We start from the raw sequence: 25,617 nt of genomic DNA on the forward strand, positions 1-25,617 counted from the left end.
TCCAGCTACTCCTACCTTTACAACGAGCGACGAGAAAGAACCCACATCCATTTTAGCGGAAATCTTTGCTGGCGAGGTTGAGATGATCGTCCACGGCGGCGCGGCAGTGCTGCATGGCGCGTAGCAGATGTTTTTCGACGGCACTCACGGAAATGCCGAACCGCTGTGCGATCTCGGCATTGGACTCGCCATTGACACGTCGGCGAACGAAGATCTCGCGGGTTCGGGCGGAGAGCTGCGCGAGCGCGCGATCCAGTGCGGCAACGGCTTCGCGCGCCTGCAATGCTGCATCTTCCGATGGCTGTCCGGGACTGAGCTGTTCAGGCAGTACATCGGCGAGCATATGATGCCGCCGCGATGCCGTCAGGTTATGATCGATTGCAGCGTTCCGGGCTGCAGCATAGAGAACGCGCTTGTTGTCCTCGTCCGAGCCATTGGTACCGGCGGCAAGCACCCGGGCGAAGACATCCTGGACGATCTCCGAAGCCACTTCACGATCGCGGACCCGGCGACGCACCAGCGTTTCGAGATGAGCGCGATGTGACGTAAAGAGCCTCGCGATCGTGCTCTTCCAGAGGGTCATGATGTCACGCGTTCGAACAAGACGGGCTTCGATGCGTTGCGGTGATCATTGAGAACGGGGCAATAGCTGATCGATACAGACGATAGGTTGTCTGTATGAGGAGATCGTCGACCATGTCACCGACGGCGCCAATGTCGCTATCGGAAATCTCGCTCATCACCGGTTCCTGCGGTCAGGATGCTCCTGATCTTCCGGCAGAGATAGACGGTACCAGCGTCCAGCTCAAGTTATTGATGAACACTTGATATAGAACGGTTCGAAACTCACGGAAGCCTAGCCACGCGAAGTGTCGGAGCGGGATATTCCGACACTCAGGCCACAGCCACGATCACGTGCGCCTGAATCTTGGCAGCAATCTCGCCATTGCCATGTCTGCGCGCAATTTCAGAGGCGGCGTAGTCGGTTGCAGCTTCCAGTTTTCCTGCGTCTCTGGCCTCGATTTCGTTGCGCAGAACAGTTCCCTGACAATAGGCCACGGCCGGAAGGCGCGCCGAAGATGCACGGCTTTGTTCGGCTCTCGTCTCGATCATCACATGGGAGAAACCTGCGTCCTCCAGCTCGCGATGGATCAGTGCCGTTTCGTGGTAGCCGTGTGGCGTGCGCGCCAGAAAGCGCGGCGGGTCGTCCGGAAAGATCTTTGCGAGAGCATTCGTCACATCGTCAGCAAATACATTGTCCTCGATGCGATCCCATACATTGAATAGAAGATGCCCTCCGGGCTTCAGAACTCGCTTCGCTTCGCGATAGGCGGCTGAGCGGTCGGGAAAGAACATCGCACCGAACTGACAACACACGAGATCGAAGGCGGCATTTTCAAACGGGAGCGCCAGAGCATCCGCTTGTCGCCATGTGATGCGATCGTCGGGAGCTTGTCGCGATGCGGCGTAGTCGAGCATCGGCTGGTTGAGGTCGGTTGCAATATAGCTTGCGCCGGGAGACAGTTTTGGTGCCAACGTGCGGGTGACAACCCCGGTGCCCGCGGCGATTTCCAGAACGGTGCCTGGCGAGAAAGACGCTGCGCGTTGTGCAAGATCTGCGGCGTACGGCTCGAAAATCAACGGCACCATATAGCGGTCGTAGTTTTCCGGAATCGAGCCAGCGAACAACTTGTCGGTTTCCAGCATTGCTATCACCCGTCGTCCGTTTGATGGCGCGCGAGACTAGCATGGATTGTCGGCTTCGTCCCGAAGGGCGAGAGCCGGGCCAGGGCCATTGCGTTTGGCTGAACGTCAGTGATTCAAACTCCCAAACCGGGAGCGCGAACAATGCGGCTGTCCAGATGATGATGGGCAGCTCCATTGTTCGCATGCATCAGCATGGGGCACGCATCATCGGGACCAGAAACAGACGATCTGGCTATATAACTTGTAGCGAAAACTACTTCAGCGCATCCGAGACCAGCTTGAATTTCTGGATGCGCTTACCGGTGTCGACTTCGGCCGTGTAGACATTGCCCTTGGCATCGACAGCCATGGCGTGAATCCAGTGGAACTGGCCGGCTTGGCGGCCATTACGGCCGAAGGTGCCGACGACCTTGCCGTCGTCGCGATTGATGACGCGGATCTCGTTGTTCTCGCCGTCGGCGGTCAAGAGCCAGCTCTGTTTCGGGTCGGGCCACACAGCGAGATCCCACACCGCGCCATTTCCAAGCGTGGCCTTCTCGTAGAACCACTCCTTCACGAAGCTGCCGTCTTTCTTGAACACCTGCACGCGGTTGTTGATGCGGTCACAGACATAGACAAGGCCGTCATTGGCCAGCTTCACGCAATGCACGGGATTGCCGAACTGCTGTGCCACCGGCGCGTTCGGGTCGTAAGCCGCCTGCTTGTCGTCATTCGGCTTGTTGCCATAGGCGCCCCAGTGCCGCTTGTAGGCGCCGGTGGTGGCGTCGAATACGATGACGCGGCGATTGCCGTAGCCGTCGGCGACATAGATCTCGTTGGCATCCTTGTCGATGGCGGTCTCGGCGGGCTTGCCGAGCTGCGTGGTGTCGTTGCTGCCCTTGCTCGGCGCGATCTTGCCGATCTGCATCACGAACTTGCCGTCAGTGGTGAATTTCAGGATCGCATTGTCGTTGTCGAGATTGCCACCGACCCAGACGAAGCCATCGTCGCTGACCTCGATGCCATGCTCGCGGCCGACCCATTCGTAACCTTCGCCAGGCCCGCCCCATGAGCGCAACAGATTGCCGGCGGCATCGAACTCCAATACGGGCGGCGCGGAGACGCAGCACTTCGAACGCGGCGGGTTGAGTGCAGCGCCTTTCTCGTCATCGGTCAGCGAGCGCGGGCGATGGATCACCCAGACATGGCCGTCCTTGTCGGTCGTGATGCCGCCGACCTGGCCGAGGATCCAGTTGTTCGGCAGCGGCTTCGGCCAGGATGCGTCGACCTCGAAGCGGGGGATATCGGCGGCGCGAGAGGAGGGAGGTGCGAGGGACAGCGCGGCGAAAGCGATGGCTGCTGCTGCAAGTGCACGCAGTGACCGCGCGCGATGAGTTGGCGATGCCATAACGACCTCCCTGATTGTCGGTGCGGGTTGTCCCGCTTGGGAGGGAGTGAAGGCTTGAGATTGGGAAGAGTCAATCCTGTGCACTCTCGGTCGTCATGCCCGGACTTGTTCCGGGCATCCACGCCTTGGCCGCAACGTTAGACGTGGATGGCCGGGACATCTAGCGAAGCCGCGCTTCGCGCTTTGCCCGGCCATGACGGAGTGAGGGGCGTTCTACGAAATCGTCACGACGGCGCGTGGAAGCCCATCACCTTGCCGGTCTTGTAGTCGACGAACTTCCCGGTCTCCGTCCAGGATGGCAGACACAACGGCACGATGTGCTCTGCGACCTGCGCCGGTGTATCGAGTGTCTCGGGATCTTCGCCGGGCATCACGATGGCGCGCATATGCGTGCGCACGGGACCGGGATTGAACAGGTTGACGCGGATATTCGTGGTCACGGTTTCATTGGCCCAGACGCGCACCAATGTTTCCAGCGCGGCCTTGGAGACGGCATAGGGGCCGCGATAGGCGGAGGCCTTGCTGGCGGTGCCGGATGTGAGGAACACGGCGCGGCCCGCGTTGGACTGCTGCAGCAGCGGCTCCATGCAGCGGATGAGCTGGAAGTTCGCGGTGAGGTTGGTGGCCATGGTGTCGTTCCAGGCCTTCAGCTCGATATGGCCGAGCGGCGACGACGGGCCGGCGACGCCGGCATTGCCGACCAGAATATCGAGCTTGCCATGACGCTCATGCAAAGCGGCGCCGAGGCGCGACAGGCCGTCGAGGTCGGTGATGTTCAGCGGAACCAGCGTGGCGCTGCCGCCACCCTCGGCGCGGATCGCGTCGTCGAGTTCCTCGAGGCCGCCCTGGGTGCGCGCCACGGCGACGATGTGCGCGCCGGCCTTGGCCAGCGCCAGCGCGGTGGCGTAGCCGATGCCGCGCGAGGCGCCGGTGACGAGGGCGATGCGGGAGGCGAGGGGAAGGGTCATGGCGCGGCTCATAAATCTCAGGCGTCATCCCCGCGAAGGCGGGGATCCATACACGGGAGGGTTATGATGCGGAAAGGTGGTCGTGTCTAATCCAGAGCCAAACAAATTAGATCGTGGCTATGGATCCCCGCTTTCGCGGGGATGACACCCGATAAGACTGCGCTCAGCTCGCTTCCGCCAGCAGCGAGAGCTGCCGCGGGGCATCGATCTCGCTCATATCGGTGAGCGGGGTCGGATAGTCGCCGGTGAAGCAGTGGTCGGCGAATTTCGGATGGGCGGGATCGCGGCCGGGTTCGCCCATGGCGCGGTAGATGCCGTCGACCGAGACGAAGGCCAGTGAATCCGCGCCGATGAGGTCGCGCATTTCTTCCAGCGTGTGCGTGGCGGCCAACAGGCCGGCGCGGTCCGGCGTGTCGATGCCGTAATAGTCGGGATGGGTGATCGGCGGCGAGGCGATGCGGAAGTGGACTTCCCTGGCGCCGGCGTCGCGCATCATCTTGACGATCTTCTTCGAAGTGGTGCCGCGCACCAGACTGTCGTCGATCAGCACGATGCGCTTGCCTTCGATGGCAGCGCGGTTGGCCGAATGTTTCATGCGCACGCCGAGTTCGCGCACGCTCTGGGTCGGCTGGATGAAGGTACGGCCGACATAGTGATTGCGGATGATGCCGAGTTCGAACGGCACGCCCGAGGCGCGGGAATAGCCGATCGCGGCAGGCACGCCGGAGTCCGGCACCGGCACGATCACGTCGGCTTCCACATGGGTCTCGCGGGCGAGCTGTTCGCCCATCGCCTTGCGGGTGTCGTAAACCGAGCGTCCGCCGACGATCGAGTCCGGACGTGCGAAGTAGATATATTCGAAGATGCAGGGGCGCGGCGCTTGCGGCGCGAACGGCTTGTGGCTCTGCGCGCCGTTCTCATCGAACACGATGACTTCGCCAGGCTCGATGTCGCGGATGTACTTGGCGCCGATGATGTCGAGCGCGCAGGTTTCCGAGGCGAGGATCGGCGAGCCGTCAAGTTCACCCAGCACCAGCGGGCGGATGCCGAGCGGATCACGGGCGCCGACCAGCTTCTTGTTGGTCAGCGACACCAGCGCATAGGCGCCTTCGATGGCGCGCAGGGCTTCGATGTAGCGGTCGATGAAACGGTTGCGCTTGGAATGCGCGACGAGGTGCAGGATCACCTCGGTATCGGTGGTCGACTGCATCATCGCGCCGTTCTTCACGAGCTCGCGGCGCAGGGTCAGACCGTTGGTGAGGTTGCCGTTATGGGCCACTGCAAAACCGCCGGCATTGAGTTCGGCGAATAGCGGCTGGACGTTGCGGAGAATGGTTTCGCCCGTGGTGGAGTAGCGGGTGTGGCCGACGGCGGCGGTGCCAGGCAGACGCTCGATCACTTCGCGGCGGGAGAAGGTGTCGCCGACGAGGCCGAGGCGACGTTCGGAATGGAAACGCTTGCCGTCGAAGGCGACGATGCCGGCCGCTTCCTGGCCACGATGCTGGAGGGCGTGGAGACCGAGCGCGGTGATCGCCGCCGCATCGGGATGGCCGTAGATACCAAATACACCGCATTTTTCGCGGAGCATGTCGCCGTCAAGATCGGGATTTCGCATGGTGGTGCTCGCGTCGTCGGAAGGGCTCTGCATCGGATCCATCGCGCCTTTCAGGTGTCGCGAGAAACTAAGAACGCCTAGCGTCCCGCCGGTTTGCCATCGATCAGCTTTTTCAGGCTGTCGCGGGCAGGTTTGGAATAGCCATCCGCGGCGCCGGGCGCTGCGGGCTCGGCGTCGGTCGTATCCTCATCGGGTTTGTTTTTCTTGAACCTCTTCAAGATGGTGTTTTCAGGGTCATCCGGCAAGAGTGCCATTAGCCAATCGCCGGTTCCTTGCAGAACGACGCGCGATTTTGCACCCGTGACCCAGTCCGGACGCTGCTTGTCCGGTACCAGCCAGGAGAAGAACAGGAAGGCGACGACCACGATCAGGAGGCCGCGGGCGAGGCCGAACAGGAAGCCCAGCGTGCGGTCCAGCGCGCCGATGCGCGAATCCAGGATCATATCGGAGATGCGGACGGTGATGATCGAGACCACGATCAGCGTGCCGATGAACACGCCGGCCACCACCACGATGCTGGCGACGGTATCGTTGTTGAAATAAGTTTTAGCGGTCGGGAGCAGCTTCTGGAAAGCAAACAGCGTGACCAGCGCCGCCGCGCCCCAGGCCGCGATCGACAGGATTTCGCGCATGAAGCCGCGGACCATGGCCAGCAGGCCGGAGATCAGCATGACGCCGAGCAGGACAAGGTCGAGAATCGTGATCGGCATCGGCTGGTCAGGTCCGCTCGTGAATCAGAAACCGCGAATCGGCACAGGCTGCCGCTTCAGGTGACGGTGATATGGCACGTCTCGCAAGGCCGGAAAACCGCTATCGGCCGCAAGAGCACACCTGATCACACCATTGTTCCGCTTTCGGCAGAGTGCCTTAACGGAGCGTGTTGCACATCTGCGCAGTCTGTCGCGCGCGCATTCTATAGCGGCCGCAGCAGCACAGGTCACGTCGCTGTCAGCCGTCCTGGCGCTTGAATCGCGCCGGTACGGTATTTTTCTCGGCATCTGTGCTTTTGCTGTTGTCGCGCGTGGGTTTGACGCCGCGGGCAGCGATATCGGCGACCAGCGAGGTCAGGCCGCCGATGGTATTGAGGGACAGTCCGGCATCGCCGCCGGGATCGCCGCGCGCCGATTCCGGCAGCACTGCGCGGCCGAAGCCGAGTTTTGCCGCCTCTTTCAGCCGCGCCGATGTCTGCGCCACCGGGCGCACCGCGCCGGACAGCGAGATTTCGCCGAAATAGACCGCGTCGGTGGGCAGCGGGGCGTTGCACAGCGACGACACCAGTGCTGCGGCCGCGGCCATGTCGGCGGCGGGCTCGTTGATGCGCAATCCGCCGGCGACGTTGAAATAGACGTCGTAGCCCGACAGCTTGACCCCGCAATGGGCCTCCAGCACGGCCAGCACCATGGACAGCCGGGAGGAATCCCAACCCACCACGGCGCGGCGCGGCGTGCCCAAAGTCGTCGGCGCAACCAGAGCCTGCAGTTCCACCAGCACCGGACGGGTGCCCTCCATGCCGGCGAAGACGGCGGTGCCCGGCGAGCCGAGATCGCGATCGGACAGGAACAGCTCGGAGGGGTTGGAGACCTCGCGCAGGCCGAGCCCCGTCATCTCGAACACGCCGATCTCGTCGGTCGGGCCGAAGCGGTTCTTCACCGCGCGCAGGATGCGGAACTGCTGCGAGCCTTCGCCCTCGAACGACATCACGGCATCGACCATGTGCTCGACGACACGAGGCCCGGCGATCTGGCCGTCCTTGGTGACATGGCCGACCAGGATGATAGTGGCCCCGGATTTCTTGGCGAAGCGAATGAGCGCCTGCGCCGAGGCGCGGACCTGGGTGACGGTGCCGGGCGCGGATTCCACCGTGTCGGTCCACATGGTTTGGATCGAGTCGATCACGATCAGCCGCGGTACCGTGCCTTCGGACAGCGTGGCGACGATATCTTCGACCGAGGTTTCGGACGCGAGCTGTACCGAGGCGTCCGCGAGGCCCAAACGCGACGCGCGCAGCCGCACTTGCGCCACGGCTTCTTCGCCGGAGATATAGACGACGCGATGGCCGGCGCGCGCCATCAGGCTGGTGGCCTGGGTCAGCAAGGTCGATTTACCGATGCCGGGATCGCCGCCGATCAAGAGCACCGAGCCGCGCACGAAACCGCCGCCGGTGACGCGGTCGAGCTCGCCCATCCCCGAGGCTATGCGCGGCGCATCGTTGCTCTGGCCAGTCAGGCTTTCGAGATTGAAGGTGCGCCCCTTGCGCTTGGAGCGCGCGCTGACCGGAATCGTGGTGACGCCGGTGGTGTCCTCCTCGGCCAGCGAATTCCACTCGCCGCAGGCGTCGCACTTGCCCTGCCACTTGTTATAGGCGGCGCCGCAATTCTGGCAGACGAAGGAGAGGAGGTTCTTGGCCATTGGCGGAAGGAATCGCGGCTGTGGTTGTTTTTGGTTTGTTCTCTTGGTCTACGCGGTTGAACGGGGCATTTGCAAGTTTCTTCTCGAAGGGGTCGCCAGCCTCGCCGGGGGGACGCATCGACCGGCACATGGGCAAGGTCTATTCGGTTGCCAAAAATTCCGACGCGCGAGAGCTGGTCGGCAATGTCGGCCTGGATCGCCTTTGCCGCGGCGATGCCGGAGGTGCAGCCTCTGCAACGGTCCTTCTTCAGCTTGGCGATTGCTTACGCTCGGTAGACGCGCCGAGAGCAGAATCCAGATGCAAGCACTGGTAAGGAATCGAGGCTGCTCGACCAACCAGCTGAGCCGCAGTCCAGCGCTTCACGAGTCTAATTCATTCCGTGCAGGAGCACGCGTGGAACTGCCATGCGACGAATCCTTCATTAACCTCCGCTCGATAGCCTCACCGCAGTGACGTCAGCGTGAGGTGTGCCGTGCGTATTTTGATGATCGTGCTGGGTGCGGCGACGCTGGCGACGCCGGTACTTGCCTCTGACTACCGCGATGCGCGCTATCGCGCCGGCACGGCGCGCTATCCCATCACAATGGATACCGGCATTCGCGCGCCGCCGCCGCTTTACTATGTGGAAGCGCCGCCGCGTTATGTGCGGGATTTGAGAACGGGCGAACCGGGCCAATGGGTGGTTCGCCAACCGAGTGTGTTCGAGCACCTCTTCGGGCTGCCTCGCGACGGCTATTAGGTTGGCTGCAGAGGCCGATTGATCTCACGTCGCGCTCTGCGGTGAATCCAGGCGCAGTGCAGCTGTGCCTGCCTTGGCATCCTCATATGTTGCCGTCATCAAATCTTAAGCACGTTCATCAAGGTAAATATCAGGACCGCGTTGACCGGTGGTGGTGCTTGGCTAAGTGTCGCGCATCAAAGCGATACGAACCCATTTCAAACAAGCTCGCCACGGGGTCTCATCATGACAAAATTGATTGCTGCTGCGATGTTCGCCACTGTCGCCGGAATGGCGATGCCCAATGCGGCCTCGGCGGGTTGCTATAACTGCTACACACCGCCGCCGTGCCAGACTTGCTATCAGCAGCAGGTGGTGCCGCCGCAGTATCGCACTGTCGAAGAGACGGTGATGGTGGCTCCCGGCCGCACCGTCGCGCGCCGCACGCCGGCGCAGTACGAGACGGTGATGGTGCCGAAGACCGTGATGGTTGCGCCTGCGCGCGTCGATTACGAGCGCATCCCGGCACAATATGCCACGCAGCAGCGCGTCCAGATGGTCGCTCCGGCGCAGGTCTATTACGCACCGGTGCAGCAGGGCTGCTCGACCTGCAATCGCGGCTTCAGCTTCGGCTCAAGCTACGGATACGGCCACTAAGCCGCGGTAGCTCAGATTTTCAGGACTGCGATTGGCCGCCTCAGGGCGGCCGATTTGCGTTTGGGGGAGGGCAGTCGCGGCAGTCAGGACAAATCGCTCTTGGCTTTCACGTATGTCGAGAATATATGTTTCATATACGAATCATATATCGAGGTCCCTGTGGGCGTTGTGAACATCGATGACGATCTGCACGATCAGGTGCGCAAAGCGAGCACAGTCTCGTTGCGTTCGATCAACGCGCAGGCCGCCTATTGGATCAAGATCGGCATGTTGTGCGAGACCAATCCGACGCTCAGTTTCAACGAGATCATGGCGCGTGAACTCAGCTCCGCAGGCGTTTCGGCTCAGCCGCTGGCTGTTAGCGCAGCATGACGAAGCGGCCCGAGGAACTGGCGTTGCTGGCCGAATCCGGGCGGCTGCTGGCGTCCGTCTTCGGGCTGTTGGATCGTAGCTCGCTCGCCGGCCTCTCGACGCTTCAGGTCAATGAAATGGTCGAGCGGTTCATCGTCGACGATCTCCAGGCCCGACCCGCAAGCAAGGGCCAATATGGCTACGGTTTCGTGTTGAATGCGTCGGTGAACGATGTGGTCTGCCATGGCGTTCCATCGCAATCGCACGTGCTTCGCGGCGGCGACATCGTCAATTTCGACATCACGCTCGAGAAGAACGGTTACATCGCGGACTCCAGCAAGACCTATCTCGTTGGTGAAGTGAAGCCGGCCGCCAGAAGGCTGGTCGAGACCACCTATGAGGCCATGTGGATGGGCATCCGGGCGGTTCGTCCGGGTGCGCGGCTCGGAGACATCGGCTGGGCGATCGAACGACATGCCAGGCGCAACGGCTATTCCGTGGTGCGTGAATATTGCGGTCACGGCATCGGCCGGGAGATGCATGAGGACCCGCAGGTTAGGCATTTCGGAAAGCCAGGGACGGGCCTCGCGCTGCGTGAGGGGATGGTTTTCACGATCGAGCCGATGCTCAATCGCGGCCGGCGGAGTGTGAGAACCATGGATGACGGTTGGAGTGTTGTGACCAGAGATGGGTCGCTGTCCGCGCAATTCGAGCACACCGTTGCCGTGACAGCTTCCGGCGTGTCGGTGCTGACGCTGCGTCCCGACGAACCAGGGCGTGGACTCATAAGCGCGTAGCCAAATCCGAATGGCGCTTCCGGAGCTGTGGCCGATGTCGCGCTTCGTTGCAGCAGCGGCGTGGCCTACTTGATCGCCGTTTGAAACGCGGCGGTCATCTCCCTGCGGTGATGACCTCTGCGCACAATTCGCCGTCAGCAGCACCATTTCCAAATGAAACTGCCGCATCGAGGTCGAATTCGGAGAGCGGGACGGGCCGACCGAACAGAAAGCCCTGGACGAGGTCTACGCCTGCAGCCTGCAGATATTCAAATTGCTCTTCGGTCTCGACACCCTCGGCCGTCGTTGCGATGCCAAGACCACGGGCCAGCGCAAGCACCGAGGACACCACCGCTGCGCAATCGCGACGATTGGGAGCGCCTTGTGCGAAGGATTTGTCGATCTTGATCCTGTCGAACGGGAAATTGGTCAAATAACTCGCCGTTGAATAACCAGTGCCAAAATCATCGAGCGCGATGGAGATACCGAGATTCTTCAGCTGCCGTATCGTCCCCAGATGCGCCGTCGCGTTCTCAAGAAGAGCCGTCTCCGTAATTTCCAACTCCAGCCGTTCAGGCGAAAGACCCGTCTCCATTAGAGTATCCAGCATGACGTCGAGCAGCTTTCCCTTACTGACTTGAACCGCAGAGATGTTGACCATGATCTTGAGGTGAGCCGGCCACGACGCTGCATCTGTGCAAGCCTGGTGCAGGATCCACTCGCCAAGAGGAAGGATCAGCCCCGTCGCTTCCGCGAGCGGAATAAATTGATCGGGAGCGATGAGCCCTTTCGACGGATGCCGCCAGCGGACCAGCGCCTCAGCACCGCGGATCTGCCGCGTCTTGGCGTCAACCACCGGCTGGTAGTGCACCTCGAATTCATTTCTCGCGATCGCGTCCCGCAGTTCGTTTGCCAATATCTTCTGCGAGTGGGCAGCCTCGATCATTTCGGACTGGAACAGGCGGAAATCGTTTCGCCCGCCCGTCTTGGCGTCGTAGAGCGCGAGATCTGCTTTTCTCAACAGGTCCTCGGGATCGACGCCCTGTTCCGGAGCGAGGGCAATTCCAATGCTGATCCCGATGCTGGCCTGGTGGCCGTTGAGATCAAATGGCTGAGCAATGGCATCGATGATCCTGAGGGCAAGCACGATTGCACCTTCCTGCGGATTGGGGCCTCCGTCCTGGATGATCGCAAACTCGTCACCCCCAAGGCGGGCCAGCACATCGGTTTCGCGAGTCGATGATTTCAGCCGTTGAGCGAACTCAACAAGCAAGCGATCCCCAGCGGGATGTCCCAGCGTGTCGTTGACGGTCTTGAATCTATCGAGGTCGAGCATGACCACGGCAAAGCCATCGTCATGGCGGCCAAGACGCTGGCTCGCCTCCTCAAGTTTCTCGGTAAACAGTGTTCGATTGGCAAGTCCCGTGAGCGCATCGTGACGCGCCAGATGAACGATCTCGGCCTCTGCGCGCCTCCGTTCGGTGATATCCTCATGCGTTGCAACCCAACCGCCGTCTTTCATTGGCTGTCGGGTGACGAGTATCAATCGCCCATCCGCAAGTTCATCGACCCTGGCCGAGCTTGAATCTGTCGAATGCTGGCCCAATTCAGCTATTTTTTTCCTGATGGCTGGTTCGCTCGTCCCGCCCTTGAGAATGCCACGAGAGACGCGATCGGCGATGATAGCCTCATGTGGCGTCCCGACTTTCAACAAAGCCGCAGGCAACTGGTACAATTCCGCATAACGATCATTCCAGACAACGAGCCGTTTTGCTCCGTCGAACATGCAGAGACCCTGCGACATGTTGGTCAGTGCAATGTCGAAGCGTTCGTTCGTCTGCTCCAGCTCCACGGCTTTCGCGGCCAGCAATTGCTCCCTGTGTTTTTGCGCCGTGACATCCTCATGAGTCGCCAGCCAACCCTCGTTCGGCATCAGATGGCGCGTCATCGAAATGAGGCGCCCATCGACAAGCTCTTGAACTTCTTTCTCCAGTTTCAGTTTGGCGTCGACAAGGACGTCCGCAGCCATTTCGCAATTTGTTCTATTCGCCCGGCGATATTCAATGATTTGCCGCAGCGTTGTCCCTGGCTTCACCTGTTCCTCGCTGAGGTGATAGATTTCCGCATAACGCGCATTTGAAAGAATGATCCTCTGCTCTCCATCAAACAGCGAAAGACCCTGCGACATGTTGTTCATCGCGGCGTCGAAGCGCATGTTGATCCGCTCGAGTTCAGCAGCTTTATCAGTCAATAATCGCTGTGCGCGTTTCTGCTCGGTGATGTCTTCATGGGTTGCGACCCATCCGCCATCCGCAATCGGCCTGCGTTGAATTAAAATCACGCGACCGTCGGCAGACATAAAAATCTGCTTTTGCTTCGTCGGAATCTCCTCAACGTCCCCCTCGATGGACAAATCGTGCTTTCCGCGATCTTTGAGGGCCTGCAGCATGAGAGACAAGGGTGTTCCGGGCCTGACGAGTTCTTCCGGGAAACCATACATCTCGCGGAAGCGGCCATTCGAAACCACCAGATTCTTGTTCGCGTCAAACAGGCAGAGCCCTAGCGACATGTTGCTCAAGGCGGCATCGAACTGCATGTTCGTTCGTTCCAGAATCCTAGTTTTCACGGCGAGACTATTCGTCTGGCGCAAAATCCTAAACGTGCCGAACAAGATGACGGCAACGATCATGGCGACGAGCGGGCCTACCAGGTAAAGATGCTGGCGCCACGGTCCCAGCACCTCGCTGCGGGCATATGTGATGACCAAGACCAGCGGCAGTCCGGGCACAGCCTTGTATCCCGCGAGGCGCGCGATGCCGTCGATAACGCCTATCGTCTCGTAGGAGCCCGCTTCCGATTTTGGCAGATATTCGGAGACGAGCGGGCTATCCGCGAAAGATTTTCCGATGGCTCCTTTTCTCGCGGGCTCTCGCGCAAGAACCCGCCCCGTGCCCGCGCGATGCAGCAACAGCACGGATCCGCCCCTGCCGACATCGATCGCGCGATAGACCTGCGTGAAATGGGTCGGGTCGAGTGGTGCAGTTACAACTCCTGCGAAGCTGCCGTCGGCGTTGCTTAACCGGCGCGACGCCGCCGTCAACCATTTGTCGGTGACAGCCGAGGGATAGGGGGGCGCAATAAACAGCCGGCCATCGGCCTGATCGCGTTGAGCGGTGAAGTGCAACATGTCGGAGATATTGCTTCGCGGCGGCGTGCGATCGTAGGAATGCGCCAGAAGGTTACCGGCGGCATCTGTCCAGCCGACAGCAACGACGATCGATGAGGCCTTCTTGAGAAGACGCAAGGCGGTATTTGCGGCTTCGGGCGTTGCATACTTTCCCGAGAGACTATCTTCGCGAATTCTCTCGGCCTCGAGCAGTGTTCGATCGATACTCTCAAAGGTCAGCGCCGTGTGTTCGGCGAGAATCTCGGCGATGTTCAGTGCCGCTTTTTTTGCCTCAGCGAGGGCCGCATGATGGCGCGCCTGCAGATCCACCAAAAACACAACGATGATCGACGTCGCAAAGAAGACGCCGAGCACCACCAATGAAAATCCTGGCAGCCGGGCCAGTCTTCCATAGAACGCGCGCATGAAGCGTCCACGTAGTCGTTACAAATGAAACAAATGAAATTCCGGATTTTAGCGTGGATGACGAACCTTAATAATAGGTTGGAAATGTTGGCATTACTGTACGTGGCGAGGCAAAGGATTATGTTGCACTGCGCACGTTGGAAATGCGGACTCGCGAGATACTAATACCTGTTGCTGGTTGATCGCCATCTATGAACATCAGTTGCACGTGCTTCTAAGTAATAGATACAACTTTAAACAGCGCAGCATCCAACGGCCTGCTGTCCGGCTTGAGCCTGCAACTCGCGGGGTAGCGGACATACTTACCGCGATTTGTGAGTACACGCCCTAGATCAGCGCCATGCCCGACAGCACCATGCTTGCGCCCGCCAGAAGCATGATCCCGTCCATGACCAGGCGGAACGTCTCGACGCTCAGTTTCAGTACGTAGCGTTTGGCGATGAACGCGCCGGCCATCAGCGAGGCGCCGGCGATCAGGCCTTTCACAAGCACGTCGAGATCGAGCGCGCCAAACCGTTGGAAGGTGACAGACTTGCTGAGATACAGGCCGAGCGAACTCGCGGCTTCGCTGGCGAGGAAGGCGCCCTTGGCGAGGCCGTAAAACAGAAACAGCGGCACGCTGAGTGGACCGCTGGAGACGACGATGCCGGTTAGATAGCCAATGATCGCGCCGCCAAGCGCGAGTTGCCACAGGCTGATAGTGAAGGAGCGCCGCGCCAGCCAGTGGCGCAGCGGCACCATGGCAATGAAGAACAGTCCGATGGTGAGATCGACCACATGCGACGGCAGCACCAGCAGCGTGCGTGCGCCCAGGGCTGCAGCTGGAATGCCGGTGAGCGAATAGGCGGCGGTGGCGCGCCAGTCGACCTCACGCCACCAGGCGAGGATGCGCGACAGGTTGGCCATTACGGCGGCGACCGCCATGATCGGCACGGCTTCCTTCGGGCCGAACTGCCAGACCAGCACCGGCATCAGCATGATCGATGAGCCGGTGCCGACGATCCCGGAAATGGTGCCGGCGATGAGGCCGACCGTGCAGACGAAGATGAAGTTCAAGGCGCGACTCTCCAAGCGCGGGACGTTACAAGAGCGCTCCAGTCGTGTAGGTGCAACCGATCCGATGGGGAGAGGGCGATGCCAGTCACAAGAATTGTCACCGGAGAATGGGCGCGGGGCCGCGAGATCGAGATCATCGAGGCCGTGCAGTCGGCGATGCTGGCGGCGCTCAAAATTCCCGACTGGGACCGCGACGTGACAGTAGACACCTATAGCGACACGCAGCGCATCGTGCCGACCGGGCGTTCGCAGCGTTTCACGCGGGTCGAGATCACGATGTTTGCCGGCCGCTCCATCGAGGCCAAGCGCAGCGTCTACAAGACGATCGTGCAGAACCTTGCGGCGCTCGGCGTGCCCGAACTCGAGATCAAGATCGTGTTGAACGAGCAGCCTTTGGAGAACTGGGGCGTGCGCGGCGGCCTGCCGGCCTCCGAGATCGAACTCAGCTTCAAAGTCGACGTCTAGGACGCGGCAGCGTGTACGGGGACGGCACTGTCGCCGCCCTTGTAGACGCGCAGGTAACGGCGGCCGAGGCTGGTCAGCACCTCATAGGCGATGGTGCCGTAGTGATGCGCGAGTTCGTCGACAGTGATGCCGTCGCCGATCAGTGTGGCCAGATGGCCGCGGCGGGCGGCGTTGTGGGGCAGGTCGGTGATATCCACCGCGAGCAGATCCATGGAGATGCGGCCGGCGATCTGGCAGCGCTGGCCGGCGATGATGACCTCGGCGCCGCGGGTGCCGTCGCTGCTGCCCGCCGCGCGGAAATAACCATCGGCATAACCGGCCGCGATGATTGCGAGCTTGGTCGGACGCCGCGCCACCCAGGTGGCACCGTAGCCGACGCTGTCGCCGCGCTCGACACTGCGGGTCTGCAGGATGCGCACCTTGAGATCGACCACGGATGCCATCGGGTTGTCGGCTTCCGGCGTCGGATTGACGCCGTAGAGCGCAGCACCCGGACGCATCAGATCGAACTGATAGGCTGCGCCGAGATAGATGCCCGACGAATTCGCGAGGGATGCAGGCACGCCGGAGAACAGCGAGGAAGCCTCGCGGAAACTGGAATATTGCCGGGCGTTCATCGGATTGTGCAGTTGTTCGGCGCAAGCGAGGTGGCTCATCACCAGCGTGAAGCCGTGATCGCCCGAGCCGAGGCGCGGGATCAGGCCCTGGACGTCGACCAGGCCGAGGCCGAGCCGGTTCATGCCGGTGTCAATATGCACGGCCGCGCCACCCTTCCAGCCGGTACGGCGGCAGAACATGTCCCATTCGGCAAGTTCGTTGAGATCGCCGATCACGGGCTGCACATTGATGGCGGCCAACGCATCGCCGGAATTCGGCGGAAAACCGTTCAGCAGATAGATCGCGGCTTCGGGCGCGGCCGCGCGGGCGGCGCGAGCTTCGTCGAAGGTCGCGACAAAGAAGGTCTTGCAGCCCGCCTTCGCCAGCGCGCGCACCACGGGGATGATGCCGCAGCCATAGGCGTCTGCCTTCACCGCCGCGCCGCATTCGGCAGGCACGCCGTGTTTTTCGAGCTTGCGCCAATTGGCGACTATGGCGTCGAGGTCGATGGTCAGCATGCCGCTGGCGTCTGCCGGCAACTCCATGTCGGCGGGAGTTGTTGGTTTCGGGTCGGAGACGCTGTTCATCGAAATGTCCTGGCACAGGGATCGTGTGATGGGATCACACGATCGAATTCTGCGCCGCACAATATGCGCGCGTCAGAGACGGTTCAACCGCACGCGCGTCATTCCTGCGGGGCGCGGAACTGGGCGCCACCGGCGAGATCGCTGAAGCGGGTGAACTGGCCTTCGAACTGCAGGTCGACGGTGCCTGTGGGGCCGTGACGCTGCTTGGCGATGATGACTTCGGCCTTGCCGTGCGCAAGATCCATCTCGAGCTGCCATTTCTCGTGTTCGGGAGTGCCGAGTCGCGGCTCCTTGGCCTGCAGATAGTATTCCTCGCGATACACGAAGACCACCACGTCGGCGTCCTGCTCGATCGACCCGGATTCACGCAAGTCGGACAGCTGCGGATGCTTGTCTTCACGATTTTCGACCTGACGCGAGAGCTGCGACAGCGCCACTACCGGGCAGTTCAATTCCTTCGCCAGCGCCTTGAGGCTGGTGGTGATCTCGGTGACTTCCTGCACGCGGTTGTCGGAGCGTTTGCCCGAGCCCTGCAACAGCTGGATGTAGTCCACCATGATGACGTCGAGGCCCTTTTGCCGCTTCAGGCGGCGGGCGCGGGCGGTGAGCTGCGAGATCGACAGGCCGCCGGTTTCGTCGACGTAAAGCGGCAGGTTCTGCAGCTTGATGGTGTAGTCGCGGATCTTGTCGAATTCGGCTTGGGTGATGCCGCCGCGGCGGATCGCGCTGGAGGAAATCTCGGTCTGCTCGGCGAGAATACGCGTGGCGAGCTGTTCGGCGGACATTTCGCAGGAGAAGAAGCCGACGACGCCGCCATTGATGGTCTTCATGCTGCCGTCGGGCTGCACTTCGGACTGATAGGCGGCGGCGATGTTGTAGGCGATGTTGGTGGCGAGCGAGGTCTTGCCCATGCCAGGACGTCCGGCGAGCACGATCAAGTCGGAGCGCTGCAATCCGCCCATGCGGGCGTCGAGGTCGCGCAATCCGCTGGAGATGCCCGACAGTTTGCCGTCACGCTGATAGGCGTTGGCGGCCATGTCGAGCGCGGTGGTCATCGCCTGGGAGAAGCGCTGGAAGCCGCCGTCATAGCGGCCAGCTTCGGCCAGCTCATACAGCCGGCGCTCGGCGTCCTCGATCTGGGCGCGGGGAGCGAAGTCCACCGGCGCGTCATAGGCGACGTTGACCATGTCCTCGCCGACATTGATCAGCTGGCGGCGGATCGCCAGTTCATAGATCGTGCGGCCGTAATCCTGCGCATTGATGATGGTGGTGGCTTCGGCGGCCAGGCGGGCGAGATACTGGCCTACAGTCATGCCGCCGAGATCGGTGTCGGTCGGCAAGAAGGTCTTCAGCGTCACGGGTGTGGCGATCTTGCCGGCGCGCACGATGGCAGCGGCCGTTTCGAAGATGGTCTGGTGGATCGGCTCGAAGAAATGCTCGGCCTTGAGGAAGTCCGAGACCCGGTAGAAGGCGTCGTTATTAACCAGGATCGCGCCCAGCACGCCCTGTTCCGCCTCGATATTGTGCGGGGCCGACCGATAGGCCGGGGTGCCGGCCTCGGGGGTGAGCTTGAGAACGTTCGAATCGAATGCGGCCATGGTCTCTATTGGGTCTTCCGAATTGGGCGGATGAACGGCGTGGTCACGCGGGCGTCGGCGACTAAGCGCCTGACGGTCTCCGAGTGGAAGGACGAAGCGGCCTTATGCACGATTCACACATCAAGGCGGGGGAATTCCGGCCGGTCGCGCGCATTGCGCTTGACGCTTTGGTTGCAGCAAGGGGAGGGGTCTGAATCATTGCTTAAGGAACCCGGAAAAATTGCGCCCCGCGCCTGAACCGGATGGCGATCTCTCGCACTTATAAGAGAGCCAGCCGCTGGCAGGCACGGCAGTGCCGGAACGCCACGGGGAGCCGGGCGTTGGCTTCAAAAGAAGAAGAGGCGAAGGATAGATCCATGGGCCAGCGTCACCAGCATCCCGATGCCGGAACTCAGGCTGCCGGAACCGACGGTTCTGCGTGGTTGTCCACGCTGATCGACACGTTCGAGCGCACCGCGCAGCTCGAAAATGTCCCATGCGATACGAAAGCGCTCTCCGCCGTCAAAGCGCGCCTCCAGCGCCCCGCCATTTTGCGGCCACGGCCTGTCTTGCGCCGCCGGCAGGCGACGCTCCTATTCCAGCACTAAATCAGCCTATTCGCCGGCAATCTGCAGACGCGGTTGCTGGGTCCGTTCCTTGGCTCGAAGCCGATCTTCCTCCCGCCCGATATAATCGCGCGTGAACGGCACCACGTCCTGACGTTTGGTCAGCTGGATCTGGAAGTTCATCACGTTCTGCATGCGAAACGACATTTCGGACGCCGCCAGATAGAACTCCCACATCCGCGCAAAGCGCTCGTCATAGAGCCGCACGGCTTCCTCGCGTCGTGCCATGAAGCGCTCGCGCCATGCCTTGAGCGTCTCGGCATAATGCAGCCGCAGGATTTCGATGTCCGAGACCAGTAACCCGGCCCGTTCGATCGCCGGGAGAACTTCCGACAGAGCAGGGATGTAGCCCCCGGGGAAAATGTACTTGGCGACCCATGGATTGGTGATGCCGGGTCCCTCAGGGCGACCGATGGAGTGCAGCACCATGACACCGTCCTCGGTCAGGAGTTCTGCGCATCGCTTGAAGTAGGTGTCGTAATGGTCGACGCCGACATGTTCGAACATGCCGACGGAGACGATGCGGTGGAATGGACCGGGGATGTCGCGATAGTCCTCGAGCAGGAATTTCGCGCGGTCTTTGAGGTTTTTCTCGCCGGCCCGGGCATTGGCGACCTGCAGCTGTTCGGTGGACAGCGTAACGCCGGTGACATTGGCGCCGGTCATCTCTGCCAGATAGAGCCCAAGCCCACCCCAGCCGGAGCCGATGTCGAGTACGCGCTGACCTTTTTCGATGAGCATCTTGGCCGCGAGGTGGCGCTTCTTGGCGAGCTGGGCGTCGTCCAGGGTCGCGTCCGGTCCTTCGAAATAGGCACAGCTATATTGCTTGTCGGCATCCAGAAATAATGAGTAGAGCCGGGCGTCCAGATCGTAGTGATGGGCAACGTTGTTGCGGGAGCGCTTGCGGGGATTGAACTGCTGGGCGTGGCGCAGGACGTAGCGGAGCCACCATTGCAGCTTGGCCCAGCGGGGCGCCAGGTCGGGCTGGTTCAGGGCGATGGCGAGCAGGTCGGCAATGGTGCCACGCTCCATAACAAGGAGCCCGTCCATGAATATCTCGCCGAGTGCCAGTTCGGGATCGAGAAGTAGTCGGCGTTGGGCGGCTTTAGTGACGAAGCGGGCAGAGACGGGAGGCCCGGAGCCATCACCGAAGGTGAATTGTTGGCCGGAGGCGGTGGTGAAGGTTATTGCCCCTCGGCGAATGTACTGACTCAGGAAGAATCGTAACAGACGGTCCATCGAAATCACCCCAATGATCCGATCACGCGCGAGCCGAAGCAGCAGCGTATCTTCCCGCCGTGCACGAGATCAACTGTCTCCCTAGCTCTTGAGTAGAAGATAGTAGTGGTGCACCGCATGTGCCAATGCGCACGCTGCAATGCCGCTATCCCGATTGTTCCGATCACATCGTTGCGATATGTCGATGCTTCCATTCACGTCACAATCGGATACAAGGTGATCCGCGTGATTAAGCTAGCCACATCAGGAGATTGAAATGTTGAGCCGAGCGCTCAGTTTAGCGACGGTGATGCTCCTGATTAGCTTCGCGGCAGTCCCGGCACAGGCCCAAAATCTCGAAGCCGGAAAGTCACCCTCCCAGATTTTCGCGGGCGGCTGTGCCGTCTGCCATAAAAGTCCGCGCGGGCTGCTGAAGACGGTGGCGCCCGGTCAGTTGCCTGCCTTCCTGCGCCAGCACTACACCACAAGTACAGATATGGCGGCGTCGATGGCCGCTTATGTCGTGTCCAACGGGGCGGCCGACCGCCGCCCGGCCGGGGATAACCTGACGCGTCAGGGCCGTGAACTCACGACCGAGCAGAAGCCGGCCCCGGCCGATGCCAAGCCCAGTGCAGCGCCGCCGCCCGAGGCTCCGCCGCCGGGCCGCCGGCTCCGTCCGCAGGAGGCCGCCAAGCCCGATGCGGATGTTGCACCAGCGCAGGCCGAGCCCGGCACGCGCCAGGGCCGCAATGCGCGGCGACAGGCCCGCCCGGCGACAGACAATCCCGAAGCGAAGCCCGATGCGGCCAAGCCCGTAGACGCACAGTCGCCGGCTGCCGCCGAAGCAGAGCGTCCCGCGCAGAAGCAGAAGCTTGGCAAGAAGGGACGCCGCCATCAGGAAGAGCCGCCGAAGGCCGAACCTGTGAAGGACGAGCCCAAGGTCGAACCCAAGTCTGAGCCGAAGGCTGAACCCAAGTCTGAGCCGAAGGCTGAGCCCCGGCCGGAGCCGGCCAAGACCGAGCCTGCGAAGCCCGCGGAAGAGAGCAAGCCTGAGGCGAAGCCAGAAGCCAAGCCTGAGACGCCGGCACTTCGTCCAGATCCCGTTCCGTCGGTCACGCCGGCACCGAAGGCGCCTGAAGGGGAAAGCCGTCCGGCGCCAGCCGAGCCGGTGCCTCCTGCGCCGGCAGCCCCTGCGTCTCCGCCCGCAGCAACGCCGGCCCCGGCACCCGTGGCTCCAGCGCCTCCGCCAGCCGCAGCTCCGCCGCCAGCGGTCGTGCCTCCCGCAACTCCGCCAGCGCCCGCGCCGACTTCTGTGGCCCCAGCCGCGCCTTCGCCGACACCGGCCGCGCCGCCACCACCGCCTCCGGCGTCGGCTGCATCACCGGCGCCTCCGGCCTCGTCAGGCTCGCCGGTGCCGCCGATCTCGCAGTAGTAGATCAGCCGTCGTTTGAGTGACGATACAAAAAAGCCCGGCCAATCTGGCCGGGCTTTTCTCGTTTGAGCAGAAGCGTCGTGTGGACTTAGCCGTTGTCTTCTTCGGCGTTGCCCTGTGCGTCCGGATCGAAGAACTCGCCGGCGGCGGCGAGTGCTTCGGCGGCTGCGTCCTGATCTTCCTGACGGCTCGAGATGTCTTCGCCGCGGTTGATGCGCTCGGCTTCGTCGGCCGAACGGGCAACGGTGACGCTGACGCTGACTTCGACTTCAGGATGCACGGCGATCGAGATCTTGTGCTGGCCGATGGTCTTGATCGGCGCGTCGAGCAGTACCTGGCTGCGGGCGAAGGTGACGCCGTCAGCCTCGAAGGTGGCGATGATGTCGCGCACCGACACCGAGCCGAACAGCTGACCGGTTTCCGATGCCTGACGGATGATGACGACGTTGCGGCCGTCGATCTTCTCAGCAACCGTGGTGGCTTCCGCCTTGGCCTTGATGTTGTTGGCTTCGAGGTCAGCCTTCATGCCGTCGTACTTGGCGCGGTTGTCGGCGGTGGCGCGCAGCGCCTTGCCACGCTTCAGCAGAAAGTTGCGGCCGTAGCCGTCCTTGACGCGGACGACTTCGCCCATCTGGCCGAGCTTGGCGACGCGTTCGAGCAAAATGACTTCCATGATCGTTCTCCTTTAAGTGTTGAGCAGGTGTTGAGTTGAGGTGAGTGGGTCAGGCCACCGTCGAAGAAGGTGGCTTGCGTGCGAGAAAACGTTGGCGAAATCCGAAGAAGGCATCGGCGAGGCCGAGGCCAACCATGGTGAGGATGGGCCAGCCGAGGACGAGCACCATGGCGTAGGTCAGGCCCAGCACCATCACGCGGCTTTTCATGCCCATGGTCAGCGTATGCAGCGCGGCGAAGCCGGTGAGGGCATAGGCCATCATCAGCGCCGAGGTGACAATCTGCGAAAAGATGCCGACGATGCCGCCTATGAAAGACAGCGCGATGGCCAGACACAGCGCGACCATCGTCATCGGCGGCAGTGCTGCGGATTTCAGCTCCGGCCACGGCCGATTCAGCCGGCCCGATGTCACGATGATGCGGCCGGCGAGCCAGAGATTGAGCGTCAGTGTCATGATCGCGACGATGGCGGCAGCAGCCGGCGCGATCGTCACCAGCGCATTGATGACCTGTTCGGAGTCGCCAGCGCCGCCGCGCGATCCCAGGATGCGGGTCAGAGCGCGGCGCAGCGCCGAGACGATAGTGTCGCCATCGGTGCCGAGGGTCAGCAGCGCGCCCATGGTTGTGAATGCGGCGAAACCCGCTGTCCATAGCAGCATACGGCCGACCGGATACCATTCGACCACGGGCGGTGTCGCGGCCGCGCCATTCACGCCCGGCACTTCTGCAGTCACTGGACGGCCGAGCAATGCGAGATGGCCGAGCCACCAGGCGGGCAGGGCCACGGTGAAGACGAAGGCGGCAAGATAGGGCATGCCGAACAGCAGGCCGAGCGAGGTGCCGGCTGCGATGCCGCCGATGGCAGCAGTCACCGGACCCCAGCCGAGAGCGGCCACCATCAAGGGCAGCGGCGCGAGATAGAACAGCAAAAGGGAGATCAACGCGCCCGAAATGATCGAGGCGAACATCAGCGCTGAGGCAGCGCCGGCGGCAAACGCGATGAGAAGACTTGCGATCATCAGCTGTCCCGCCCCCTTTGAGCGGTTAGAGGCACTTGCCCCAACCATCGGCGACCGGACGACCCGGAAGCCTTATGAGAAATAGAAGCGACCGGCGGCACGAGGCCGCCGGTCGAAAACCGCCTTAGCGGATAACGTAGGGCAGCAGACCGAGGAAACGCGAGCGCTTGATGGCGCGGGCGAGTTCACGCTGCTTCTTGGCGGAGACGGCAGTGATGCGGCTCGGCACGATCTTGCCGCGCTCGGAGACGTAACGCATCAGCAGCTTGGAATCCTTGTAGTCGATCTTCGGCGCGTTCGGACCTGTGAACGGGCAGGTCTTGCGACGGCGGAAAAACGGACGACGTGCACCAGCTTCAGCCATTATTCTTACTCCTCAACCGATGCTGCTTCGTCGTCGCGCGGACGACGCGGACCACGATCACCACGGAAGCCACCGCCTTCACGGTCGCCACGGAAACCGCCGCCTTCGCGGTCGCCACGGAAGCCACCGCCACGGTCGTCGCGCTCACGATCACGATCAGCCTTGCGCATCATCGCGCTCGGGCCTTCCTCGTGCTCTTCGACGCGGACGGTCAGATAACGGATGACGTCTTCACTGATCCGCTCCTGGCGCTCGATCTCGGTGACCGCCGCGGACGGGGCATCGAGATTCATCAGCACGAAGTGCGCCTTGCGATTCTTGTTCATGCGATAGGTCAGGGAGCGCACGCCCCAGTTTTCCATCTTCACGACCTTGCCGCCGAGACCTTCGACGATGCCGGTCATCTGGGTGGTGAGGTCTTCGACCTGCTGTGCGCTCGCATCCTGACGTGCGAGAAATACATGCTCATAAAGAGGCATGGCTGTCCTTTCCAAGGTTAGCGCGTTTCCCGGCGGCAAGCCCTTCGAACCCTTATGGAAAGGACTCGATATTGCTCAGAAGGCGGGAGCACGGGACGACGGACCAACTGGCCCTATCGCAACAAACCTGTGTGTGATTTTGCTGTGACCGTCCGTTCAGCTCCCGGCCGGGATCTGCGGATCGGGGCGTTATACGGATTTTCCCAGTAATGGCAAGCGAAACAGGGGCCAAATGAGCGGATTCCGGGAGCGGGCGGGAACCCGGATCGTGGTGCATCCTGGGCGCTGCGGCTTGACATTCCCCGTCGTGCCAGTGTCTTACGGCGCACGTTTGAACGAGTTTAAGCCAAAAAACATGACGGGGCGTCGATGACCGCAGCATTTACCTTTCCGGGGCAGGGTTCCCAGGCGGTCGGCATGGGCAAGGCGCTGGCGGAGGCATTTCCCGCCGCCAAGGCCGTATTCGACGAGGTTGATTCGGCACTCAGCGAGAAGCTGACCGGCATTATCTGGGATGGCCCGGCCGAAACCCTCCAATTGACCGAAAACGCCCAGCCGGCGCTGATGGCGGTGTCGCTGGCGACCATGCGGGTGCTCGAGGCCGAGGCCGGCATCTCGCTGGCCAGGGACGCCGCTTTCGTGGCCGGCCACTCGCTCGGCGAATATTCGGCGCTGGCAGCGGCGGGAAGCCTCTCCGTCACGGATGCGGCCCGCCTGCTGCGGACCCGCGGTCTGGCCATGCAGAAAGCCGTGCCGGTGGGCGTCGGCGCCATGGCGGCGTTGCTCGGCCTCGATTACGAGACCGCCGTGGCCGTGGCTGAAGAAGCTGCGCAGGGCGAAGTGTGCCACGCAGCCAACGACAATGGCGGCGGTCAGGTGGTGGTGTCCGGCAACAAGGCTGCGGTCGAACGCGCGCTGGAGATCGCCAAGACCAAGGGCGCCAAGCGTGCGATGTTGCTGCCGGTGTCGGCGCCGTTCCATTGCAGCCTGATGCAGCCCGCTGCGGATGTAATGGCGGACGCGCTGGCCAAGGTCACGATCAACAAGCCGGTGGTGCCGCTGGTATCCAACGTGCTGGCCGCGCCGATCTCGGATCCCGATGAAATCCGCCGCCGCCTGGTCGAGCAGGTCACCGGCACCGTGCGCTGGCGTGAATGCGTGTCCTATATGGCAGGCCAGGGCGTCACGCGTTTCCTTGAGGTCGGCTCCGGCAAGGTGCTGAGCGGGCTCGTCAAACGCATTGCCGAAGGCGCCGTAGGCGTCGCCGTCGGTGGACCCAATGACATTACCGCCGCCAAGGATGCGCTCGCAGCAGCGCGTTCGGCGTAAGCGGCCAGAGGAGAA

General features: G+C 62.1%; 24 protein-coding genes. 8 read left to right on the plus strand and 16 right to left on the minus strand.

Translation table 11 applies throughout. The annotated features are described in order from the left end of the window. Positions 1-52: 52 nt before the first annotated feature. From AB8A38_RS03135 to radA, 7 genes are all read right to left on the minus strand, one after another. Entirely contained in the window at positions 53-583 is a 531-nt protein-coding gene (locus tag AB8A38_RS03135) for an RNA polymerase sigma factor (protein ID WP_439084955.1), read from the minus strand. Between the two features lie 311 nt (positions 584-894). Further along, entirely contained in the window at positions 895-1,707 is an 813-nt protein-coding gene (locus tag AB8A38_RS03140; protein ID WP_439084956.1) for a class I SAM-dependent methyltransferase, read from the minus strand. A 253-nt stretch (positions 1,708-1,960) separates the two neighbouring features. Then, the gene (locus tag AB8A38_RS03145) at positions 1,961-3,094 is read right to left on the minus strand and encodes a hypothetical protein (protein WP_439084957.1); all 1,134 of its coding nucleotides are present in this window, start codon (positions 3,092-3,094) and stop codon (positions 1,961-1,963) included. A gap of 224 nt (positions 3,095-3,318) precedes the next feature. After that, on the minus strand, positions 3,319-4,062 hold the full coding sequence (locus tag AB8A38_RS03150) for an SDR family NAD(P)-dependent oxidoreductase (RefSeq protein ID WP_439084958.1): 744 nt from the start codon (positions 4,060-4,062) through the stop codon (positions 3,319-3,321). 163 nt (positions 4,063-4,225) lie between these two features. Beyond that, entirely contained in the window at positions 4,226-5,719 is a 1,494-nt protein-coding gene (gene purF / locus AB8A38_RS03155; protein WP_081421779.1) for an amidophosphoribosyltransferase, read from the minus strand. 35 nt (positions 5,720-5,754) lie between these two features. Continuing rightward, positions 5,755-6,387: a CvpA family protein gene (locus AB8A38_RS03160; protein ID WP_068731040.1), complete on the minus strand. Its 633-nt coding sequence runs from the start codon at positions 6,385-6,387 to the stop codon at positions 5,755-5,757. Between the two features lie 238 nt (positions 6,388-6,625). Beyond that, positions 6,626-8,086: a DNA repair protein RadA gene (gene radA / locus AB8A38_RS03165; protein ID WP_439084959.1), complete on the minus strand. Its 1,461-nt coding sequence runs from the start codon at positions 8,084-8,086 to the stop codon at positions 6,626-6,628. 473 nt (positions 8,087-8,559) lie between these two features. Between radA and AB8A38_RS03170 the strand changes: the two genes are divergently transcribed. The 4 genes from AB8A38_RS03170 (at position 8,560) to map (ending at position 10,610) form a co-directional block, all read left to right on the plus strand. Next, entirely contained in the window at positions 8,560-8,826 is a 267-nt protein-coding gene (locus tag AB8A38_RS03170; protein WP_315842495.1) for a hypothetical protein, read from the plus strand. Between the two features lie 276 nt (positions 8,827-9,102). Beyond that, on the plus strand, positions 9,103-9,462 hold the full coding sequence (locus AB8A38_RS03175; RefSeq protein ID WP_315844165.1) for a hypothetical protein: 360 nt from the start codon (positions 9,103-9,105) through the stop codon (positions 9,460-9,462). Between the two features lie 159 nt (positions 9,463-9,621). Further along, on the plus strand, positions 9,622-9,834 hold the full coding sequence (locus AB8A38_RS03180) for a ParD-like family protein (protein ID WP_439084960.1): 213 nt from the start codon (positions 9,622-9,624) through the stop codon (positions 9,832-9,834). Next, positions 9,831-10,610: a type I methionyl aminopeptidase gene (gene map, locus AB8A38_RS03185; RefSeq protein ID WP_315842493.1), complete on the plus strand. Its 780-nt coding sequence runs from the start codon at positions 9,831-9,833 to the stop codon at positions 10,608-10,610. The genes AB8A38_RS03180 and map overlap by 4 nt, the downstream gene beginning before the upstream one ends. Positions 10,611-10,704: 94 nt before the next feature. Here the strand turns inward: map and AB8A38_RS03190 are convergent, their stop codons facing one another. Together AB8A38_RS03190 and AB8A38_RS03195 are read right to left on the minus strand one after the other, a co-directional pair. Continuing rightward, positions 10,705-14,181: a bifunctional diguanylate cyclase/phosphodiesterase gene (locus AB8A38_RS03190; protein WP_439084961.1), complete on the minus strand. Its 3,477-nt coding sequence runs from the start codon at positions 14,179-14,181 to the stop codon at positions 10,705-10,707. Positions 14,182-14,508: 327 nt separating this feature from the next. Next, positions 14,509-15,237 carry a sulfite exporter TauE/SafE family protein gene (locus AB8A38_RS03195; RefSeq protein ID WP_439084962.1) on the minus strand — a complete coding sequence of 243 codons (729 nt, stop codon included), beginning with the start codon at positions 15,235-15,237 and terminating at the stop codon, positions 14,509-14,511. Between the two features lie 78 nt (positions 15,238-15,315). Here AB8A38_RS03195 and AB8A38_RS03200 point away from each other — a divergent pair, with 78 nt between their 5' ends. Then, on the plus strand, positions 15,316-15,702 hold the full coding sequence (locus AB8A38_RS03200) for a tautomerase family protein (RefSeq protein ID WP_439084963.1): 387 nt from the start codon (positions 15,316-15,318) through the stop codon (positions 15,700-15,702). On the opposite strand, the gene alr is transcribed toward AB8A38_RS03200, so the two are convergent. Both alr and AB8A38_RS03210 read right to left on the minus strand, forming a co-directional pair. After that, positions 15,699-16,886 carry an alanine racemase gene (alr, locus tag AB8A38_RS03205; RefSeq protein ID WP_439084964.1) on the minus strand — a complete coding sequence of 396 codons (1,188 nt, stop codon included), beginning with the start codon at positions 16,884-16,886 and terminating at the stop codon, positions 15,699-15,701. The genes AB8A38_RS03200 and alr overlap by 4 nt on opposite strands. Positions 16,887-16,984: 98 nt before the next feature. Continuing rightward, entirely contained in the window at positions 16,985-18,484 is a 1,500-nt protein-coding gene (locus AB8A38_RS03210) for a replicative DNA helicase (protein ID WP_068731048.1), read from the minus strand. A 320-nt stretch (positions 18,485-18,804) separates the two neighbouring features. Here AB8A38_RS03210 and AB8A38_RS03215 point away from each other — a divergent pair, with 320 nt between their 5' ends. Next, positions 18,805-19,071, plus strand: a complete 267-nt coding sequence (locus tag AB8A38_RS03215) for a hypothetical protein (protein WP_439084965.1) — start codon at positions 18,805-18,807, stop codon at positions 19,069-19,071. A 6-nt stretch (positions 19,072-19,077) separates the two neighbouring features. Here AB8A38_RS03215 and AB8A38_RS03220 read toward each other — a convergent pair whose 3' ends face one another. Next, positions 19,078-20,328, minus strand: a complete 1,251-nt coding sequence (locus tag AB8A38_RS03220) for a cyclopropane-fatty-acyl-phospholipid synthase family protein (protein WP_315842487.1) — start codon at positions 20,326-20,328, stop codon at positions 19,078-19,080. 289 nt (positions 20,329-20,617) lie between these two features. Here AB8A38_RS03220 and AB8A38_RS03225 point away from each other — a divergent pair, with 289 nt between their 5' ends. After that, positions 20,618-21,739, plus strand: coding sequence for a hypothetical protein (locus tag AB8A38_RS03225; RefSeq protein ID WP_439084966.1), 1,122 nt, complete (start codon positions 20,618-20,620; stop codon positions 21,737-21,739). Between the two features lie 88 nt (positions 21,740-21,827). On the opposite strand, the gene rplI is transcribed toward AB8A38_RS03225, so the two are convergent. From rplI to rpsF, 4 genes are all read right to left on the minus strand, one after another. Beyond that, positions 21,828-22,412 carry a 50S ribosomal protein L9 gene (rplI, locus tag AB8A38_RS03230; RefSeq protein WP_089263933.1) on the minus strand — a complete coding sequence of 195 codons (585 nt, stop codon included), beginning with the start codon at positions 22,410-22,412 and terminating at the stop codon, positions 21,828-21,830. Positions 22,413-22,461: 49 nt separating this feature from the next. Then, positions 22,462-23,430 (minus strand): hypothetical protein, encoded by a 969-nt coding sequence (locus tag AB8A38_RS03235; RefSeq protein ID WP_315842485.1) that lies wholly within the window; start codon positions 23,428-23,430, stop codon positions 22,462-22,464. Between the two features lie 124 nt (positions 23,431-23,554). After that, the gene (gene rpsR / locus AB8A38_RS03240) at positions 23,555-23,794 is read right to left on the minus strand and encodes a 30S ribosomal protein S18 (protein ID WP_002711478.1); all 240 of its coding nucleotides are present in this window, start codon (positions 23,792-23,794) and stop codon (positions 23,555-23,557) included. Between the two features lie 5 nt (positions 23,795-23,799). Continuing rightward, the gene (gene rpsF / locus AB8A38_RS03245; RefSeq protein WP_068731054.1) at positions 23,800-24,273 is read right to left on the minus strand and encodes a 30S ribosomal protein S6; all 474 of its coding nucleotides are present in this window, start codon (positions 24,271-24,273) and stop codon (positions 23,800-23,802) included. A gap of 369 nt (positions 24,274-24,642) precedes the next feature. Here rpsF and fabD point away from each other — a divergent pair, with 369 nt between their 5' ends. Beyond that, positions 24,643-25,602: an ACP S-malonyltransferase gene (gene fabD, locus AB8A38_RS03250; protein WP_439084967.1), complete on the plus strand. Its 960-nt coding sequence runs from the start codon at positions 24,643-24,645 to the stop codon at positions 25,600-25,602. The last annotated feature ends 15 nt before the right edge of the window (positions 25,603-25,617 follow it).

The sequence above is a fragment of the Tardiphaga sp. 839_C3_N1_4 genome (assembly GCF_051811045.1).
Taxonomy (GTDB): Bacteria; Pseudomonadota; Alphaproteobacteria; order Rhizobiales; family Xanthobacteraceae; genus Tardiphaga.

What these genes read in the sequence shown, in the direction of transcription:
- AB8A38_RS03135 (WP_439084955.1), bottom strand. Translation starts at nt 583, where the DNA reads ATGACCCTCTGGAAGAGCACGATCGCGAGGCTCTTTACGTCACATCGC.
- AB8A38_RS03140 (WP_439084956.1), bottom strand. Translation starts at nt 1,707, where the DNA reads ATGCTGGAAACCGACAAGTTGTTCGCTGGCTCGATTCCGGAAAACTAC.
- AB8A38_RS03145 (WP_439084957.1), bottom strand. Translation starts at nt 3,094, where the DNA reads ATGGCATCGCCAACTCATCGCGCGCGGTCACTGCGTGCACTTGCAGCA.
- AB8A38_RS03150 (WP_439084958.1), bottom strand. Translation starts at nt 4,062, where the DNA reads ATGACCCTTCCCCTCGCCTCCCGCATCGCCCTCGTCACCGGCGCCTCG.
- purF (WP_081421779.1), bottom strand. Translation starts at nt 5,719, where the DNA reads ATGGATCCGATGCAGAGCCCTTCCGACGACGCGAGCACCACCATGCGA.
- AB8A38_RS03160 (WP_068731040.1), bottom strand. Translation starts at nt 6,387, where the DNA reads ATGCCGATCACGATTCTCGACCTTGTCCTGCTCGGCGTCATGCTGATC.
- radA (WP_439084959.1), bottom strand. Translation starts at nt 8,086, where the DNA reads ATGGCCAAGAACCTCCTCTCCTTCGTCTGCCAGAATTGCGGCGCCGCC.
- AB8A38_RS03175 (WP_315844165.1), top strand. Translation starts at nt 9,103, where the DNA reads ATGCCCAATGCGGCCTCGGCGGGTTGCTATAACTGCTACACACCGCCG.
- map (WP_315842493.1), top strand. Translation starts at nt 9,831, where the DNA reads ATGACGAAGCGGCCCGAGGAACTGGCGTTGCTGGCCGAATCCGGGCGG.
- AB8A38_RS03190 (WP_439084961.1), bottom strand. Translation starts at nt 14,181, where the DNA reads ATGCGCGCGTTCTATGGAAGACTGGCCCGGCTGCCAGGATTTTCATTG.
- AB8A38_RS03200 (WP_439084963.1), top strand. Translation starts at nt 15,316, where the DNA reads ATGCCAGTCACAAGAATTGTCACCGGAGAATGGGCGCGGGGCCGCGAG.
- alr (WP_439084964.1), bottom strand. Translation starts at nt 16,886, where the DNA reads ATGAACAGCGTCTCCGACCCGAAACCAACAACTCCCGCCGACATGGAG.
- AB8A38_RS03210 (WP_068731048.1), bottom strand. Translation starts at nt 18,484, where the DNA reads ATGGCCGCATTCGATTCGAACGTTCTCAAGCTCACCCCCGAGGCCGGC.
- AB8A38_RS03220 (WP_315842487.1), bottom strand. Translation starts at nt 20,328, where the DNA reads ATGGACCGTCTGTTACGATTCTTCCTGAGTCAGTACATTCGCCGAGGG.
- AB8A38_RS03225 (WP_439084966.1), top strand. Translation starts at nt 20,618, where the DNA reads ATGCTCCTGATTAGCTTCGCGGCAGTCCCGGCACAGGCCCAAAATCTC.
- rplI (WP_089263933.1), bottom strand. Translation starts at nt 22,412, where the DNA reads ATGGAAGTCATTTTGCTCGAACGCGTCGCCAAGCTCGGCCAGATGGGC.
- AB8A38_RS03235 (WP_315842485.1), bottom strand. Translation starts at nt 23,430, where the DNA reads ATGATCGCAAGTCTTCTCATCGCGTTTGCCGCCGGCGCTGCCTCAGCG.
- rpsR (WP_002711478.1), bottom strand. Translation starts at nt 23,794, where the DNA reads ATGGCTGAAGCTGGTGCACGTCGTCCGTTTTTCCGCCGTCGCAAGACC.
- rpsF (WP_068731054.1), bottom strand. Translation starts at nt 24,273, where the DNA reads ATGCCTCTTTATGAGCATGTATTTCTCGCACGTCAGGATGCGAGCGCA.
- fabD (WP_439084967.1), top strand. Translation starts at nt 24,643, where the DNA reads ATGACCGCAGCATTTACCTTTCCGGGGCAGGGTTCCCAGGCGGTCGGC.